Genomic DNA, 17438 nt, shown 5'->3' with positions numbered 1-17438 from the left:
AAACTTGCATGAGTCTGCAAGGTAAAGTTGCACTGGTCACCGGCGCAAGCCGTGGTATCGGCCAGGCTATCGCACTGGAACTGGGTCGTCAGGGCGCCATCGTTGTCGGCACCGCGACTTCCGCTTCGGGCGCCGAGCGCATTGCTGCGACCCTGAAAGAGAATGGCATTCAGGGTGCAGGTTTCGAGCTGAACGTCACCAGTGACGAATCGGTTACCGCAGTGCTGGCAAGCATTCAGGAGCAATTCGGTGCTCCGGTCGCGATCCTGGTCAACAATGCCGGCATCACCCGCGATAACCTGATGATGCGCATGAAAGACGACGAGTGGTACGACGTGATCGATACCAACCTGAACAGTCTGTATCGCCTGTCCAAGGGCGTTCTGCGCGGCATGACCAAGGCGCGTTGGGGTCGAATTATCAGTATTGGCTCGGTGGTGGGTGCCATGGGCAACGCTGGCCAAGTAAACTATGCAGCCGCCAAGGCCGGTCTGGAAGGTTTCAGCCGTGCCATGGCGCGTGAAGTCGGTTCGCGTTCGATTACGGTCAACTCGGTAACCCCAGGGTTCATCGACACCGATATGACGCGCGAGCTGCCTGAAGCACAGCGTGAAGCCTTGCAGACGCAGATTCCGCTGGGCCGTCTGGGGCAAGCTCAAGAGATCGCGTCCGTGGTCGCTTTTCTTGCATCCGACGGTGCGGCATACGTGACCGGGGCTACAATCCCGGTTAACGGCGGGATGTACATGTAATTCAAATGTGACGGATTGCTTCAAAAAAATGTCATACGAGCTGTCTAAAATCCGTTATAAAGCTGCAATCTATTTATAGGCAGAGGGTCGCAGGGTTTGAGGAGTGAAGCTTTCAGTTGAAAAGCTGAAAAGTCTTTTTATACACTTACCCACTGGCCAGCTGCCTGAATTTGTCCATTAGGAGTGAAAACAAGGTATGAGCACCATCGAAGAGCGCGTCAAGAAAATCGTTGCCGAGCAACTGGGTGTTAAAGAAGAAGAAGTGGTAAACACCGCTTCCTTCGTAGAAGACCTGGGTGCCGACTCCCTTGACACCGTTGAGCTGGTGATGGCTCTGGAAGAGGAATTCGAGACCGAAATCCCTGACGAAGAAGCTGAGAAGATCACTACTGTACAAGCTGCAATCGACTACGTTACTAGCCACCAGGCGTAATAGTTTGTAATCGTTGCTTGCTGTCATGGAAAAACCGCACTGCCATCATGGCGTGCGGTTTTTTCTTTAGGCCTGATGCAAAATCGTCATTTGAAAAAGGAGAGTGCTGTGTCGCGTAGACGCGTCGTAGTCACCGGTATGGGTATGTTGTCGCCACTGGGCACGGATGTGCCGAGCAGTTGGCAGGGCATTCTGGCTGGCCGCAGTGGCATTGGTCTGATCGAACACACCGACCTTTCTGCCTATTCCACCCGCTTTGGCGGCTCGGTAAAGGGCTTCAATGTCGAGGAATACCTGTCGGTCAAGGAAGCGCGCAAGCTCGACCTGTTCATTCAGTACGGTCTGGCGGCCGGCTTTCAAGCCGTACGCAATGCCGGCCTGGAAGTCACCGATGCCAACCGTGAACGCATTGGCGTGGCCATGGGTTCGGGTATCGGCGGTCTGACCAACATCGAAGAAACCAGCCGCACCCTGCACGAGACCGGTCCGCGCCGGATTTCTCCGTTCTTTGTGCCTGGCTCGATCATCAATATGATTTCCGGTTTCCTGTCCATCCACCTGGGGGCACAGGGGCCTAACTACGCCATCGCCACAGCGTGTACCACCGGTACGCACTGCATCGGCATGGCGGCCCGCAACATCATGTACGACGAAGCCGACGTGATGATTGCCGGCGGTGCCGAAATGGCTGCGTGCGGTCTGGGCATGGGCGGCTTTGGCGCCTCCCGCGCACTGTCGACCCGCAACGACGAACCGACCCGTGCCAGCCGTCCGTGGGACAAGGGCCGTGACGGCTTCGTACTTTCCGACGGCGCCGGCGCTTTGGTGCTCGAAGAACTCGAACACGCCAAGGCCCGTGGTGCGACCATCTACGCCGAGCTGATCGGTTTCGGCACCAGTGGCGACGCGTTCCACATGACGTCGCCACCCGCCGATGGCGCCGGTGCTGCACGCTGCATCACCAATGCGCTGCGCGATGCGAAGATCAACGTTGATCAAGTGCAATACATCAACGCCCACGGTACTTCGACGCCGGCCGGCGACCTTGCCGAAGCCAATGCGATCAAGTCGGTGTTCGGTGATCACGCCTACAAACTGGCGGTCAGCTCCACCAAGTCCATGACCGGTCACCTGTTGGGTGCAGCGGGCGCGGTCGAGGCGATCTTCAGCGTGCTGGCGATCAACAGCCAGGTGGCGCCACCGACCATCAACCTTGATGAGCCGGACGAAGGCTGCGATCTCGACTTCGTGCCGCACACGGCGCGCAACATGGACATCGACGTTGTGCTGTCCAACTCGTTCGGGTTTGGTGGCACCAACGGCACGTTGGCGTTCCGTCGGTTCGCCGGCTGATGGACTGCTGGGTCGACGGTCAACCGGCTGACACTCTGTCGCTGAAAGATCGCGGCCTGGCTTACGGCGACGGTCTGTTCGAGACCATCGCCGTACGTGGCGGCCAGCCCCTGCTGCTGGAGCGTCACCTGACGCGGCTGGCCGAGGGCTGTTCACGCCTGGCCATCGCGGCCGATATCGAGCTGATCCGTAGCGAGCTGCAAGCCTATGCGGCAGCCATGGGCGAGGGTGTGCTCAAGCTCATCCTCACCCGTGGCGACGGATTTCGCGGTTATGCGCCGGATCCTTCGGCGCCGGGCCGACGCATTCTGCAAGGCAATCCTCCGGCGGCTTATCCTGCCGTTCATGGCGAGCAAGGCGTCCGCCTGTTTCCGTGTACGACGCGTTTGTCCATCCAGCCCTTGCTGGCAGGCCTCAAGCACCTCAATCGTCTGGAACAAGTCCTGGCTCGCGCCGAATGGCAGGACAGCGAGCACGCCGAAGGCTTGATGCTCGACCAGGCAGGCAGAGTGATCGAAGGGGTGTTCAGCAACCTGTTTCTGGTGCGCGATGGCGTGTTGGTCACGGCGGATCTGAAACGCTGCGGTGTGGCCGGTGTGATGCGCGCCGAACTATTGTTTCAGGCAACATCCTCGGGTATCCCCTCGCAAATTACCGATATCAGCCTTGATCAGCTGCAATGGGCTGATGAAGTCTTTGTCTGCAACAGCGTGTATGGCGTCTGGCCGGTACGCGCGTACGCTGCTCTGAGCTGGCCGGTTGGGCCGCTCACCCGTAAACTGCAAACCATTGCCCGCACGCTACTGGATGCCTGATTCGTGAGACGTAAACTTTTGCTGCTGCTGGAAACCGGACTGGTTCTGGCAGGGCTGCTGCTGGGCGCCAGCGCCTGGAAGATTCATTCGGCACTGGAACAGCCCCTGAACATCACGCAGGAAGAACTGCTGGATGTGCCCAAGGGATCCACGCCAACCCGCACTATTCTCGGACTTGAAGCCGATGGCGTGATCAAGGACGCGTTCTGGCTACGCATTTACTGGCGTTTCAATCTGTCCGGCACCCCGATTCACACGGGCGAATACCGCATGCAGCCGGGCATGACCGTCAAGGGCCTGATCGACCTGTGGAAGCGTGGCGAGGTGGTCCAGTACAGCCTGACCCTCGTCGAGGGCTGGAATTTCCGTCAGGTTCGCGCCGCACTGGCGAAGGATGAAAAGATCGAGCAGACCCTGACCGGTCTGAGCGACAGCGATGTGATGAGCAAAATCGGCCACAAGGGCGTGTTTCCCGAAGGTCGATTCTTCCCCGATACCTACCGTTTCGTGCGCGGAGCGTCCGATACCGAACTGCTGAAAAAGGCGTTCGACCGCCTCGACGAAGTGCTGGCCAAGGAGTGGGAAAGCCGTTCCACCGATGCGCCGTACTCCGAGCCTTACCAGGCGCTGATCATGGCGTCGCTGGTGGAAAAGGAAACCGGCGTTCCCCAGGAACGTGGCCAGATTGCCGGCGTGTTTGTGCGCCGTATGGCGCTGGGCATGCAGTTGCAGACCGACCCGACCGTGATCTACGGTTTGGGTGATCGCTACAACGGCAAGCTGACCCGTGCGCATCTCAAGGAAGCCACGCCGTATAACACTTATGTGATTCCGGGGCTGCCGCCGACGCCGATTGCGATGGTCGGCCGTGAAGCGATTCACGCCGCGTTGAACCCGGTGGAAGGCACCAGCCTCTACTTTGTTGCCCGAGGTGATGGCAGTCACGTGTTCTCCGACGACCTTGATGCACACAACAGTGCGGTGCGTGAGTTCCAGCTCAAACGACGCGCGGATTACCGCTCGAGCCCGGCGCCGGCATCGACGCCGGAAGCCACTCCGGCAAGCGGCGAAGCCGTTCCTGCCGCATCACCCGACACTGCGCCCGAGTCGTTGCCGCCGGTTCCTGCCCAGGAGCCCGCACCGACGCCGGAAACCGAAGCGGCCGCACCGCAAAACGCGCAATGACTTTGATTAAGGACTGCCTGTGACTGGCTTGTTTATTACCCTGGAAGGCCCGGAAGGCGCCGGCAAGAGCACCAACCGCGAATACCTCGCCGAGCGCCTGCGCGCCGCCGGTATCGAAGTGGTGCTGACCCGCGAGCCCGGCGGTACGCCGCTGGCCGAGCGCATTCGCGAGGTGTTGCTGGCCCCCGTTGACGAAGTGATGAACCCGGACACCGAGTTGCTGCTGGTGTTCGCCGCCCGTGCCCAGCATCTGGCTGAAGTCATCCGCCCGGCGCTGGCCCGTGGTGCGGTGGTGCTGTGTGATCGATTTACTGATTCGACTTACGCCTATCAGGGCGGTGGCCGCGGCTTGTCGCTGGAACGCATCGCGGCGCTGGAGACTTTCGTGCAGGGCGACCTGCGCCCTGACTTAACGCTGATTTTCGATCTGCCGGTGGAAATCGGCCTGGCCCGTGCCAGTGCCCGTGGTCGACTGGATCGCTTCGAGCTGGAAGGCCGGTCGTTTTTCGAGGCCGTGCGCAGTGCGTTCCTCAAGCGTGCCGAGGCGGATCCGGCGCGTTACGTACGGATCGACGCCGGTCAGCCGCTGGCGCAGGTCCAGCAATCGCTGGACGGCTTGCTTCCGCGTTTGCTGGAGCTGAGCCGTGGCTGAGGCCTATCCGTGGCAGGACAGTCTCTGGCAGCAACTGGCCGGACGCACTCAGCACGCCCATGCATATCTGTTGCACGGTCCTGCCGGGATCGGCAAGCGCGCGCTGGCCGAGCGCCTTATGGCCAGCCTGCTGTGCCAGCGTTCGACGCCTGAAGCCTGCGGCGAGTGCAAATCCTGCCTGCTGCTCAAGGCCGGCAGCCACCCGGACAATTACATCCTCGAACCGGAAGAGGCGGACAAGGCGATCAAGGTCGACCAAGTGCGAGATCTGGTCAGTTTCGTGGTGCAGACCGCGCAACTGGGCGGTCGCAAGGTGGTGCTGATCGAGCCGGTGGAGTCGATGAACATCAACGCCGCCAACGCCTTGCTCAAGAGCCTTGAAGAGCCGTCCGGCGATACCGTGCTGTTGCTGGTCAGTCACCAGCCGAGCCGTTTATTGCCGACGATCAAGAGCCGCTGCGTGCAGCAGGCCTGCCCGCTGCCGAGCGAGGCCATGAGCCGGCAATGGCTGGCTCAGGCATTGCCGGAATGTTCCGAAGACGAACGTGTCGAACTGTTGACCCTGGCCGCTGGCTCGCCGTTGGCAGCCGTCACCTTGCAGGGGCAGGGCGTGCGCGAACAGCGGGCGCAGGTGGTCGAAGGCGTGAAGAAGCTGCTCAAGCAGCAGCAATCGCCGACGCAACTGGCCGAGGAGTGGAAAAACATTCCGATGCTGCGCCTGTTCGACTGGTTCTGCGACTGGTCGAGCCTGATCCTGCGCTACCAACTGACCCAGGATGAAGCGGGCCTCGGCCTGACCGACATGCGCAAGGTCGTGCAGTACCTGGCGCAGAAAAGTGCCCAGGGCAAAGTCCTCGATATCCAGGACTGGATTCTCGCCCAGCGCCAGAAAGTCCTGAGCAAGGCCAATCTCAACGCGGCATTGCTGCTGGAAGCGTTGTTGGTGCAATGGGCGAGTCTGCCTGGCCAAAGATAAGAATGTGTACCTAGACTCTGAACATCAGCAGTGGAGGTCAACATGAATGAACCCGTCAGCCCGGGGCCGCGCAACGGCATCTTGTCCCTGACCATCAAGGACAAGTCCGTCCTTTACGCCGCGTACATGCCGTTCATCAGGAACGGTGGCCTGTTCATCCCGACCAACAAGAGCTACAAGTTGGGCGACGAGGTGTTCATGCTGCTGCACCTGATGGACGAAGCGGAAAAGATACCGGTGGCCGGCAAAGTCGCCTGGATCACCCCCAAAGGCGCCCAGGGCAATCGCGCTGCCGGCGTCGGCGTGCAATTCAACGATGGCGACAACACCGCGCGCAGTCGCATCGAAACTCATCTGGCCGGAGCCCTGAAGTCCGACCGTCCCACTCATACGATGTAAGTTGCAGTCCTTTTTATGCTCGTAGATTCCCATTGTCACCTTGATCGCCTCGACCTCGCCGCTCACGACGGTTCTCTGGATGCTGCGCTGGATGCAGCCCGCCAACGCGGCGTAGGGCATTTCCTGTGCATCGGCGTCAGTGCCGATAACGCGGCTGATGTGAAAGCACTGGCCGAGCGTTACGACGACGTCGATTGTTCGGTCGGCGTGCATCCGCTGGATGTGCAGCCGGGCGCTGCACCGGCGCTGGACTGGTTGCTGCACGAGCTCAATCACCCGAAAGTGGTGGCGATCGGCGAAACCGGTCTGGACTACCACTACGAGCCGGAAGCCGCCGAACTGCAGCAGGAATCGTTCCGTCTGCACCTGCAAGCCGCACAACAGACCGGCAAACCGGTGATCATTCACACCCGTGGCGCCCGCGCCGACACCCTTGAACTGTTGCGCGAAGCCGCGCTGCCCCAGGCCGGTGTGCTGCATTGCTTCACCGAAGACTGGGACATGGCCAAGGCAGCGTTGGACATGGGTTATTACATTTCCCTGTCGGGTATCGTCACCTTCCGCAATGCCGATGCGCTGCGCGACGTGGCGAGCAAGGTGCCGGCGGATCGTCTGCTGGTGGAGACCGACTCTCCGTACCTGGCACCGATCCCTTATCGCGGCAAGCCGAACCTGCCGCAATACGTGCGGGAAGTGGCAGAGTTTCTGGCAATGCTGCGGGGCGAAAATTACGAGCGCTTTGCCGAGCAGACCACCGAGAACTTCAAGCGACTGTTTCCGCTGGCGCACGTAAAAGCCTGAATCGCAGGCAAAAAAAACCCGGGTTCTGGGGGGTGAATCCGGGTTAAGACCATTAGGAGTAAAACAAAGGCACGCGGTCCCTTGGTACCTTTACCGGCGCGACACTTGGGGGAGATGTCGCCCGACAGTTCAAGTATTGATCAGTCTGGCGTTCAGTCCAGTTGGCCGGTCGGGGTTTTTAAACAAATTTGGAATACGTTCGCTTCGGTTATGTTCTCATTCCCCCCGAAACGTTCGTGAAATGAACAAGAAACACAGATATGGTCGGATGATCCGTGCATTTTTGCGCAAGTTAGGCATAATACGCGGCTTCGAATTTTGACCCCTACAGACCTTTTCTTATGCACAAAGAACCTCGTAAGGTCCGTGAGTTTCGTCGCCGCGAGCAAGAAATTCTCGATACCGCGCTCAAGCTGTTCCTCGAACAAGGTGAAGACAGTGTCACCGTCGAGATGATTGCTGATGCCGTGGGTATCGGCAAAGGCACGATCTACAAGCACTTCAAGTCCAAGGCGGAAATCTATCTGCGCCTGATGCTCGATTACGAGCGCGACTTGAACGAGCTGTTGCATTCGGCCGATGTCGACAAGGACAAGGAAGCGCTGTCCCGTGCCTACTTTGAATTCCGCATGCGCGACCCGCAGCGCTATCGCCTGTTCGATCGCCTGGAAGAGAAGGTGGTCAAGGGCAATCAGGTCCCGGAGATGGTCGAGGAGCTGCACAAGATCCGTGCCTCGAACTTCGAACGCCTGACCCTGCTCATCAAGGGTCGCATCAGCGAAGGCAAGCTCGAAGACGTGCCGCCGTACTTCCACTACTGCGCGTCCTGGGCGCTGGTGCACGGCGCGGTGGCGCTGTATCACTCGCCGTTCTGGAGCAATGTGCTGGAAGATCAGGAAGGTTTCTTCCAGTTCCTGATGGATATCGGCGTGCGCATGGGCAACAAGCGCAAGCGCGACCCTGAAACGCCAAGCAGCTGAATCATTCAGTCGCCTTATGCGCCGTGTTTTTCGCTACATGGCGCAGTACCGCAGGAATATACTCAGGCATAGGGCTTGCTAAAACTTGAATTGTGAGTCAAGTTTTAGCCGCTCGATTTTCCATCGCCGGAGTGCTTCATGATCGTTGACCGTCAAGGCAGGCGTTTTCGCAATTTGCGGATCAGTCTGACTTCAGCCTGCAATTACGCCTGTACCTACTGCGTGCCCAACGGCAAGCGGCTGGTGGCTGCGCAGGATGAACTGTCGGCCGAGGCCATGGCACGCGGCGTTGCCTACCTGATCGAAGCCGCCGGCATCGAACGCCTGCGCATTACCGGTGGCGAGCCGCTGGTCAGTCCCAAACTCGAATCCTTCATGAGCGCCGTCGGCAAAATGGGGCTGGAAGACATCAGCCTGACCACCAACGGTCAGTTGCTCGCAAAAAAACTGCCGTTGCTGGTGGATGCCGGTATACGCCGGATCAACGTTTCCCTCGATACCCTGGACGCCGGCGCATTCCGCAGCATTGCCCGTGGCGGCGATCTGGCAACGGTGCTCGACGGCATGGATCGAGCCAAAGCGGCGGGCATGAAGATCAAGGTCAACATGGTGCCGTTGCGCGGGCAGAACCTCGATCAGGTCATGCCGTTGCTCGATTACTGCCTTGAGCATGGCTACGAGCTGCGTTTCATCGAGCTGATGCGGATGGGCCACCTGGCCAAGGACTCCAACGCTTTCCTGCAGCAGTTCGTCAGCCTGCAGCAATTGCTGGAACTGATCGGCGAGCGCTACGAATATGCGCAAACCGACGCGCCAGTGGACGCCACGGCTGTTCGCTATGCAATTCCCGGCCTGGGCACCTTCGGCGTGATCGCCAACGAAAGCGTGCCGTTCTGCCGAACCTGCTCGCGACTGCGCCTGTCGTCCACCGGATGGCTGCATGGCTGCCTGTCTTCGAGCAACCGCCACTATGTCGGTGACCTGCTCGACAAGCCGCGCCACGAGGCGCTGCCGGCGTTGCAACGATTGCTGGTCAAGGCGCTGGGCGACAAGCAGGAAGTCGCATTCTCCGGCGGCGCAACCGTCATGAAGATCATCGGCGGCTAAGTCTCTCGCCACAAAAGCTTTATTTCAAAGCGGATACCTGCACATTTCCAAGGACTGGCGCAAAAGCTGCATCCTACGGCCATTCGCCGGTTTTCCGTCACCGGCTTCTGGAGGATTAGGATGCGTAGCCTGGTTTTGCTGCTGGCCGTTTTGGCGCTGGGCGGCTGTATGACTGTCAGTGACATGGCCGAAGGGACTCGCTACCAGATGAGCGACGCGGGTCTGCTGGATCACAGCGACAGCCGCCGCGTAAACAATTTCCGCATTCAGCCGGATTCGTTCATCTACATCGCGCAAGGCTCGTTCGCGCCGCCGGGTGGTTCCTACCCGCGTCCCAACGTGGTGGCCGAAGAGGCCTTCAAAGGCTTCGTCGAATACTTCCCGATGGTCCGCCGCGCCCGTGCGCCGGAAGGCCTCGACCAAGCGATGGGCGAAGCCCGCGACGCCGGCGCTCACTACCTGCTGTACACCCGCTTCGCCAAGGCTGACGACCGCATCGGCAACTCCGATGAGTGGCTGGATCAGGAAGCCGTGGATCGCCTCGGTATCGACGGCGGCGTGATTCAGATCATGTTGATCGAGACCAGCACCCAGTATTTGATTGATACTGCACGGATCAAGAGTCGTGGCGGTTTACTGACGTTCCACGACAACAAGCCCGAAGACCTGATCGGCCCACCGCTGGCGCAATATGCACGCAGCCTGCTGGGCGTCGGGGACCAGTAATTCAAGGAGTACGCCATGAGTGGCCCGCAAAAAGCCAATGACCTGCTGGGGCAAATCCCCAAAACCAAAGGCTTGCCGCCGGTGCACTTGTGGAACCCGGATTTCTGCGGCGACATCGACATGCGCATCGCCCGTGACGGCACCTGGTACTACCTGGGTACGCCGATCGGGCGCAAGCCGATGGTCAAGCTGTTCTCCACCATCATCCGCCGCGATGGCGATGATTATTTCCTGATCACTCCGGTTGAAAAGGTCGGGATCAAGGTTGATGACGCGCCGTTCGTGGCGATTGCCGTCGAAGTGGAGGGCGAGGGTGAGGCGCAACTGCTGCGCTTCACCACCAACGTCGATGAAACCACCGAGGCCGGCCCGGAACATCCGATCCGTGTCGAAATCGACCCGGTCACTCAAGAACCTGCGCCCTACGTGCATGTACGCACCAACCTCGAAGCGCTGATCCACCGCAACGTGTTCTACCAATTGGTGGAGCTGGCGGTCAGCCGAGAAATCGATGGCCAGCGCTGGCTCGGCGTCTGGAGTGGCGGCGAGTTCTTCCCCATCGGCCTCGAACCTTAAAAAAACCGCAGTCTGTGAAAGCAGGCTGCGGTTTTTTTGTCGTTGACTCTCAATCGTATGATGATTAGCTTGAGCAACCACAGCGAACGGCTTCGAGGTGTTCATGTCGAGCAGTTTTCACGCATCAACGGTTGACTGGCTGGGCGCCTGGATTGCCGCCGGCCAGGTGAAGCCGGGGCAGGCGATCAAGGTCGAGGCCGAGCTGGGCGAACAGCTGGGTGTCAGTCGCACCGTGATCCGCGAAGCCATCAAGACCCTCGTCGCCAAAGGCCTGCTCGAAGTCGGGCCGAAAGTCGGCACCCGGGTGTTGCCGATCAAGCGCTGGAATCTGTTCGATCCGCAAGTCGTGGGTTGGCTGTCGCGCAGCGGCTTGCCGGAAAACTTCGTCGATGACCTGCTCGACCTGCGCCGCACTATCGAACCGATGGCGGTGCGCTGGGCCTGCGAGCGGGCGACCGTCGAACAGGTGCAAGCCATTCAGCAGGCCTATAACGCCCTGGAGAGGGCCGCGCACAGCGGCATCGATTACAACCGCGCCGACCAGTTTTTCCACGAGTGCATTCTCGCCGCCAGCCACAATCAATTCATCGAGCAAATGGTGCCGGCCCTTGGCGCGCTGCTCGCTGTGTCCTTCGAAGTGTCCGCCGCCGACCCCGACGAATTGCGCCGCACTCTGCCCATCCACAAAGACATGGCCGACGCCATCGCCGCCCGGGATGCCGCGCGCGGGGTGTGGGCCTGCATGACCCTGATCGACAATGCCGACCTCGCCATCAAGCGGTTCTACCCGCAGGTGATGGCCGACAAAAAAGCCAGCTGAGAAAAACAACAAGACAGGAGGTTGCATGACGTGGACTGCGGTGACAGAGCATCGGGCGCAACTGGGCGAAGGTCCGTTCTGGGATGCACCGACCCAGGCGCTGTACTGGGTCGACATCGCCGGCAGGCAGGCGCTGCGGCTGATCGGGCAGAATGTGCAGATCTGGCAGATGCCGGAGCACGTCTCGGCGTTCATTCCCTGCGCCAGCGGCGATGCGCTGGTGACCCTGAGCAGCGGCGTCTACCGACTCGATCTGGATTCCCCCGGACTTGAGCCGCGACTGACGCTGTTCTGCGTCGCCGATCCGCAACCGAGCAACCGCGCCAACGAAGCACGTTGCGATGGCCAGGGCCGCTTGTGGCTCGGCACCATGCAAAACAACATCGGCGAGCAGGGCGAGGATCTGCCGATCACCCGTCGTTCTGGCGGGCTGTTCCGGGTTGATCCGGATAAACGCGTCACGCCATTGCTGCGTGGCCTGGGCATTCCCAACACGCTGCTCTGGAGCGACGACGGCACCACGCTGCTGTTCGGCGACAGCCTCGACGGCACGTTGTACCGCTATTTCATCCATACCGACGGCAACCTCGACACCGCCCAGCCCTGGTACAGCGCCGATCAGCACGGCGGCCCGGACGGTTCGGCGATGGATGCCGAAGATTACGTCTGGAACGCCCGCTGGGACGGCAGCTGCCTGCTGCGCCTAACGCCGGATGGCCGGATCGACCGCAAGATCGATCTGCCGATCAGCCGTCCCACCAGTTGCGTATTCGGCGGCGCAGACCTGAAAACCCTCTACATCACCAGCGCCAAAAGTCCGCTGAACCACCCGCTGGACGGCGCCTTGCTGTCGTTGCGGGTCAATGTCGCCGGAAAGCTCTGTACACGTTTTGCTGATTAGATCCCAAAATATGGGATGCAAAATTATATATTGAGATTATTTGGCGGTCGGGTTTATAGTCGGCTCCAGCAGTAACACGCACTCACACTTAAAAAGAACAAAACAGGTGAAGTGATGCAGCGAATTTCCATCGCACTCCCCAGCGGAGTCAGCGTCTCGCAACGGCCCGATGCCGTCAGCGGCGCTTGCCTGTTTCGTTCAAGAAGCCTTCCAGACCGGACATCGTCAGATGCCCGGTTTTTTTATGCTTTCGAACAGGAGTCCTGATTCATGGCTGAACCTCTGTCCCTGCCCCCAGTGCCCGAGCCACCGAAAGGCGAGCGCCTGAAAAACAAGGTTGTGTTGCTGACCGGCGCCGCCCAAGGCATTGGCGAAGCGATCGTTGCGACCTTCGCCTCGCAGCAGGCCAAACTGGTGATCAGCGATATCCAGGCTGAAAAAGTCGAGAAAGTCGCTGCCCACTGGCGCGAGCAGGGCGCCGATGTACAAGCGATCAAGGCCGACGTGTCGCGCCAGCAGGATCTGCACGCCATGGCCAAACTGGCCATCGAGCTGCACGGACGCATCGACGTTCTGGTCAACTGCGCCGGGGTCAACGTGTTCCGCGATCCGCTGCAAATGACTGAAGAAGACTGGCACCGCTGCTTCGCCATCGACCTCGACGGCGCCTGGTATGGCTGCAAGGCCGTGTTGCCGCAGATGATCGAGCAGGGCATCGGCAGCATCATCAACATTGCCTCGACCCATTCCACCAACATCATTCCCGGTTGTTTCCCGTACCCGGTGGCCAAGCACGGTTTGCTCGGGCTGACCCGCGCGCTGGGCATCGAGTACGCGCCGAAGGGCATTCGCGTCAACGCGATTGCGCCGGGCTATATCGAGACCCAGCTCAACGTCGATTACTGGAACGGTTTCGCCGACCCCCACGCCGAACGCCAGCGCGCCTTCGATCTGCATCCACCGAAACGCATCGGTCAGCCGATTGAAGTGGCGATGACCGCCGTGTTCCTGGCCAGCGATGAAGCGCCGTTCATCAATGCCTCGTGCATCACCATCGATGGGGGTCGCTCGGTGATGTACCACGACTGAAAAAGCGGATTGCAGGCGGTAAGGTCCGCCTGAAATCCAATCATCATACGATATGACTATTGTCGTCATGATTTGCGGGAAACGCTTCGACCGCTGTAACGCTTTTCAAATAACGCTCAAGAAAAATAACAAGGAGTCTGCTTATGAAACGTCGTTTCGGGATTCGTACCCTGTGCAGTGCCGCGCTGGCGGTCACTGCGTTCAGCCTGAGTGGTTCGCTGCTGGCCGCCGATCCGGTGAAGATCGGTTTCCTGGTCAAGCAGGCCGAAGAGCCGTGGTTCCAGACTGAATGGGCCTTCGCCGAGAAAGCTGCCAAGGACAAAGGCTTCGAGCTGATCAAGATCGCCGTGCCGGACGGCGAGAAAACCCTTTCGGCCATTGACAGCCTTGCGGCCAACGGTGCCAAGGGTTTCGTGATTTGCCCACCGGACGTGTCCCTCGGCCCGGCGATCATGGCCAAGGCCAAACTCAATGACCTGAAAGTGATCGCCGTGGACGACCGTTTCGTCGACGCCAACGGCAAGTTCATGGAAGAGGTGCCTTACCTCGGCATGGCCGCGTTCGAAGTCGGCCAGAAGCAGGGCGCCGCCATGGCCGCCGAGGCGAAAAAGCGTAACTGGGACTGGAAAGACACCTACGCGGTGGTCAACACCTACAACGAACTCGACACCGGCAAGAAGCGCACCGACGGCTCGATGAAGGCGCTCGAAGACGCCGGCCTGCCGAAAGATCATATTTTGACAGCCGCCCTGAAAACCCTCGACGTACCGGGCAGCATGGACGCCACCAACTCGGCGCTGGTCAAGCTGCCGGGCGCGGCGAAGAACCTGATCATCGGTGGCATGAACGACAACACGGTGCTGGGCGGCGTGCGCGCCACCGAAGCCGCCGGGTTCGCCGCCGCCAACGTGATCGGCATCGGCATCAATGGCACCGACGCCATTGGCGAGCTGAAAAAGCCCAACAGCGGCTTCTACGGTTCGATGCTGCCGAGCCCGCACATCGAGGGCTACAAGACTGCCGAGATGATGTACGAGTGGGTCACCACTGGCAAAGAGCCGCCGAAGTATACCGCGATGGACGACGTCACCCTGATCACCCGCGACAACTTCAAGCAGGAGCTGGAAAAGATCGGCCTGTGGAACTGACGGCAGCGGCGGCCCGGGCAGCCGGGCCGCTTGAACGGTGTGATGAGGTGGCTTAAATGCATGCGCAAGTACAGACACAACAACACGGTGCCGGCAGCCTGCGTTTCAAAGGGATCGGCAAGACCTTTCCCGGCGTGAAGGCGCTGGACGGCATCAGCTTCGTCGCCCATCCCGGGCAGGTGCACGCCCTCATGGGCGAGAACGGCGCCGGCAAATCGACCCTGCTGAAAATCCTCGGCGGCGCCTACATTCCGAGCAGTGGCGAGTTGCAGATCGGCGAGCGGACGATGGCCTTCAAGTCCACCGCCGACAGCATCGGCAGCGGCGTGGCGGTGATTCACCAGGAGCTGCATCTGGTGCCGGAAATGACCGTGGCCGAGAACCTGTTTCTCGGTCACCTGCCGGCGAGTTTCGGCCTGATCAATCGCGGCGCATTGCGTCAGCAAGCCCTGGCCTGCCTCAAGGGCCTGGCCGATGAAATCGACCCGCAGACCAAAGTCGGGCGCCTGTCCCTCGGCCAGCGGCAACTGGTGGAAATCGCCAAGGCGTTGTCCCGTGGCGCCCATGTGATCGCTTTCGACGAACCGACCAGCAGTCTCTCGGCGCGGGAAATCGACCGCTTGATGGCGATCATCGGCCGGCTGCGCGACGAAGGAAAAGTCGTGCTCTACGTCTCCCATCGCATGGAAGAAGTGTTCCGCATCTGCGACGCGGTGACGGTATTCAAGGACGGTCGCTACGTGCGCACCTTCGATGACATGAGTCAGCTGACCCACGATCAACTGGTGACCTGCATGGTCGGGCGCGACATTCAGGACATCTACGATTATCGCGGTCGCCCCCGTGGCGCGGTGGCGCTGAGAGTCGATGGATTACTCGGCCCGGGCCTGCGTGAGCCAATCAGTTTCGATGCGCACAAAGGCGAGATTCTCGGGCTGTTCGGGCTGGTCGGGGCAGGGCGCACCGAGCTGTTTCGGCTGCTCAGTGGACTGGAGCGCAACACCGCCGGGCGTCTGGAATTGCGCGGCCATGAACTGAAGCTGCGTTCGCCCCGGGATGCTATCGCCGCCGGGATTCTGCTGTGCCCGGAGGATCGCAAGAAGGAAGGCATCATCCCGCTGGCCAGTGTCGCCGAGAACATCAACATCAGTGCGCGCGGAGCCAATTCCGGGCTCGGTTGCCTGCTGCGCGGGATGTGGGAAAAGGGCAACGCCGACAAACAGATCAAGGCCCTGAAAGTGAAAACCCCACACGCCGGGCAGCAGATCAAGTTTCTCTCTGGTGGCAACCAGCAGAAGGCGATTCTCGGCCGCTGGCTGTCGATGCCGATGAAAGTGCTGCTGCTCGACGAGCCGACCCGGGGCATCGACATCGGCGCCAAGGCCGAGATCTACCAGATCATCCATAACCTGGCTGCCGACGGTATTTCAGTGATCGTGGTGTCCAGCGATCTGATGGAAGTGATGGGCATTTCCGACCGCATTCTGGTGCTGTGCGAGGGCGCCCTGCGTGGCGAAGTCAGCCGCGACCAGGCCAACGAATCCAACCTGCTGCAACTGGCTTTGCCGCGCCATCGCGCCAGCGGCGCGGCGAACTGAGAGGTGACTATGATGACAACTCAAAACGAAACCCTGCCGACCGCGCGCAAACCTCTGGATATGCGGCGCTTCCTCGATGACTGGGTCATGTTGCTGGCGGCGGTCGGGATCTTTCTCGCCTGCACCTTGCTGATCGACAACTTCCTCTCGCCGCTGAACATGCGTGGCCTGGGCCTGGCGATTTCCACCACCGGGATCGCGGCGTGCACCATGCTGTATTGCCTGGCATCCGGGCATTTCGACCTGTCGGTGGGCTCGGTGATTGCATGTGCCGGCGTGGTCGCTGCGGTGGTGATGCGCGACACCAACAGCGTGTTTCTCGGCGTCAGCGCGGCGCTGGTGATGGGGCTGATCGTCGGGCTGATCAACGGCATCGTGATTGCCAAGTTGCGGGTCAATGCGCTGATCACGACGCTGGCGACCATGCAGATCGTCCGTGGCCTGGCCTACATTTTTGCCAATGGCAAAGCAGTGGGCGTGTCCCAGGAATCGTTCTTCGTGTTCGGCAACGGCCAGTTGTTCGGTGTGCCGGTGCCGATCCTGATCACCATTGTCTGCTTCCTGTTTTTCGGCTGGCTGCTGAACTACACGACCTACGGGCGCAACACCATGGCCATCGGCGGCAACCAGGAGGCGGCGTTGCTCGCGGGTGTAAATGTCGATCGCACAAAGATCATTATCTTCGCTGTGCATGGCGTGATTGGTGCCTTGGCGGGTGTGATTCTGGCGTCGCGGATGACTTCCGGACAGCCGATGATCGGGCAGGGGTTTGAGCTGACGGTGATTTCGGCTTGCGTGCTGGGCGGGGTTTCGCTGAGCGGCGGGATCGGGATGATCCGGCATGTGATTGCCGGGGTGTTGATTCTGGCGATTATCGAGAATGCGATGAATCTGAAGAATATCGACACGTTTTATCAGTATGTGATTCGGGGTTCGATTCTGCTGCTGGCTGTGGTTATCGACCGGCTCAAGCAACGGTAATCCGCAATACCCTGTGGGAGCGAGCTTGCTCGCGATAGCGGTAGAACCGGCACTTTGATGTCGGATGTGCAGGCCTTATCGCGAGCAAGCTCGCTCCCACAGTTCATCCTGTCTACCGAACCTTCCGTCACTTCCAGATAAATACT

19 protein-coding genes are annotated in these 17438 nt (G+C 60.2%); all 19 read left to right on the top strand.

Going from position 1 to position 17438, the window contains the following annotated elements; genetic code table 11:
• The first annotated feature begins 8 nt into the window (after positions 1-8).
• A complete protein-coding gene (fabG, locus tag CAG02_RS19170) occupies positions 9-752 on the top strand; it encodes a 3-oxoacyl-ACP reductase FabG (protein ID WP_085710930.1) in 744 nt (247 codons plus the stop codon).
• 196 nt (positions 753-948) lie between these two features.
• Positions 949-1185 (top strand): acyl carrier protein, encoded by a 237-nt coding sequence (gene acpP / locus CAG02_RS19165; protein WP_003175607.1) that lies wholly within the window; start codon positions 949-951, stop codon positions 1183-1185.
• Between the two features lie 108 nt (positions 1186-1293).
• Complete coding sequence (fabF, locus tag CAG02_RS19160) at positions 1294-2538, top strand: beta-ketoacyl-ACP synthase II (protein ID WP_007908259.1); 1245 nt, start codon at positions 1294-1296, stop codon at positions 2536-2538.
• Positions 2538-3353, top strand: coding sequence for an aminodeoxychorismate lyase (gene pabC / locus CAG02_RS19155; protein WP_085710929.1), 816 nt, complete (start codon positions 2538-2540; stop codon positions 3351-3353). The genes fabF and pabC overlap by 1 nt, the downstream gene beginning before the upstream one ends.
• A 3-nt stretch (positions 3354-3356) precedes the next feature.
• Positions 3357-4538 (top strand): endolytic transglycosylase MltG, encoded by a 1182-nt coding sequence (gene mltG / locus CAG02_RS19150; protein ID WP_085710928.1) that lies wholly within the window; start codon positions 3357-3359, stop codon positions 4536-4538.
• Between the two features lie 19 nt (positions 4539-4557).
• Positions 4558-5190 (top strand): dTMP kinase, encoded by a 633-nt coding sequence (gene tmk / locus CAG02_RS19145; protein WP_085710927.1) that lies wholly within the window; start codon positions 4558-4560, stop codon positions 5188-5190.
• Complete coding sequence (locus CAG02_RS19140) at positions 5183-6166, top strand: DNA polymerase III subunit delta' (protein ID WP_085710926.1); 984 nt, start codon at positions 5183-5185, stop codon at positions 6164-6166. The genes tmk and CAG02_RS19140 overlap by 8 nt, the downstream gene beginning before the upstream one ends.
• 42 nt (positions 6167-6208) lie before the next feature.
• A complete protein-coding gene (locus CAG02_RS19135; RefSeq protein ID WP_085710925.1) occupies positions 6209-6565 on the top strand; it encodes a PilZ domain-containing protein in 357 nt (118 codons plus the stop codon).
• 15 nt (positions 6566-6580) lie between these two features.
• Entirely contained in the window at positions 6581-7366 is a 786-nt protein-coding gene (locus CAG02_RS19130; RefSeq protein ID WP_085710924.1) for a TatD family hydrolase, read from the top strand.
• A 341-nt stretch (positions 7367-7707) separates the two neighbouring features.
• Positions 7708-8346, top strand: coding sequence for a TetR/AcrR family transcriptional regulator (locus tag CAG02_RS19125; RefSeq protein WP_007950805.1), 639 nt, complete (start codon positions 7708-7710; stop codon positions 8344-8346).
• A gap of 138 nt (positions 8347-8484) precedes the next feature.
• Positions 8485-9453 carry a GTP 3',8-cyclase MoaA gene (locus CAG02_RS19120; RefSeq protein ID WP_085710923.1) on the top strand — a complete coding sequence of 323 codons (969 nt, stop codon included), beginning with the start codon at positions 8485-8487 and terminating at the stop codon, positions 9451-9453.
• 120 nt (positions 9454-9573) lie between these two features.
• Positions 9574-10179, top strand: coding sequence for a DUF4823 domain-containing protein (locus tag CAG02_RS19115; RefSeq protein WP_007950810.1), 606 nt, complete (start codon positions 9574-9576; stop codon positions 10177-10179).
• Between the two features lie 15 nt (positions 10180-10194).
• Positions 10195-10755 carry a DUF1285 domain-containing protein gene (locus CAG02_RS19110; protein ID WP_085710922.1) on the top strand — a complete coding sequence of 187 codons (561 nt, stop codon included), beginning with the start codon at positions 10195-10197 and terminating at the stop codon, positions 10753-10755.
• A 103-nt stretch (positions 10756-10858) separates the two neighbouring features.
• Entirely contained in the window at positions 10859-11575 is a 717-nt protein-coding gene (locus tag CAG02_RS19105; protein WP_085710921.1) for a FadR/GntR family transcriptional regulator, read from the top strand.
• A gap of 25 nt (positions 11576-11600) precedes the next feature.
• Positions 11601-12476, top strand: coding sequence for an SMP-30/gluconolactonase/LRE family protein (locus tag CAG02_RS19100; protein WP_085710920.1), 876 nt, complete (start codon positions 11601-11603; stop codon positions 12474-12476).
• 270 nt (positions 12477-12746) lie between these two features.
• Positions 12747-13565, top strand: coding sequence for an SDR family oxidoreductase (locus tag CAG02_RS19095; protein WP_085710919.1), 819 nt, complete (start codon positions 12747-12749; stop codon positions 13563-13565).
• 143 nt (positions 13566-13708) lie between these two features.
• On the top strand, positions 13709-14713 hold the full coding sequence (locus tag CAG02_RS19090; RefSeq protein ID WP_085710918.1) for a substrate-binding domain-containing protein: 1005 nt from the start codon (positions 13709-13711) through the stop codon (positions 14711-14713).
• A gap of 56 nt (positions 14714-14769) precedes the next feature.
• Entirely contained in the window at positions 14770-16311 is a 1542-nt protein-coding gene (gene araG, locus CAG02_RS19085; RefSeq protein WP_085710917.1) for an L-arabinose ABC transporter ATP-binding protein AraG, read from the top strand.
• Positions 16312-16323: 12 nt separating this feature from the next.
• The gene (araH, locus tag CAG02_RS19080; RefSeq protein ID WP_085697229.1) at positions 16324-17292 is read left to right on the top strand and encodes an L-arabinose ABC transporter permease AraH; all 969 of its coding nucleotides are present in this window, start codon (positions 16324-16326) and stop codon (positions 17290-17292) included.
• Positions 17293-17438: the final 146 nt, after the last annotated feature.

This window comes from Pseudomonas sp. R43(2017) (assembly GCF_002112345.1).
Classification (GTDB): Bacteria; Pseudomonadota; Gammaproteobacteria; order Pseudomonadales; family Pseudomonadaceae; genus Aquipseudomonas; species Aquipseudomonas kribbensis.
Note: the sequence above shows the minus strand (reverse complement) of the source record. Positions and strands in the feature narration are given on the sequence as shown.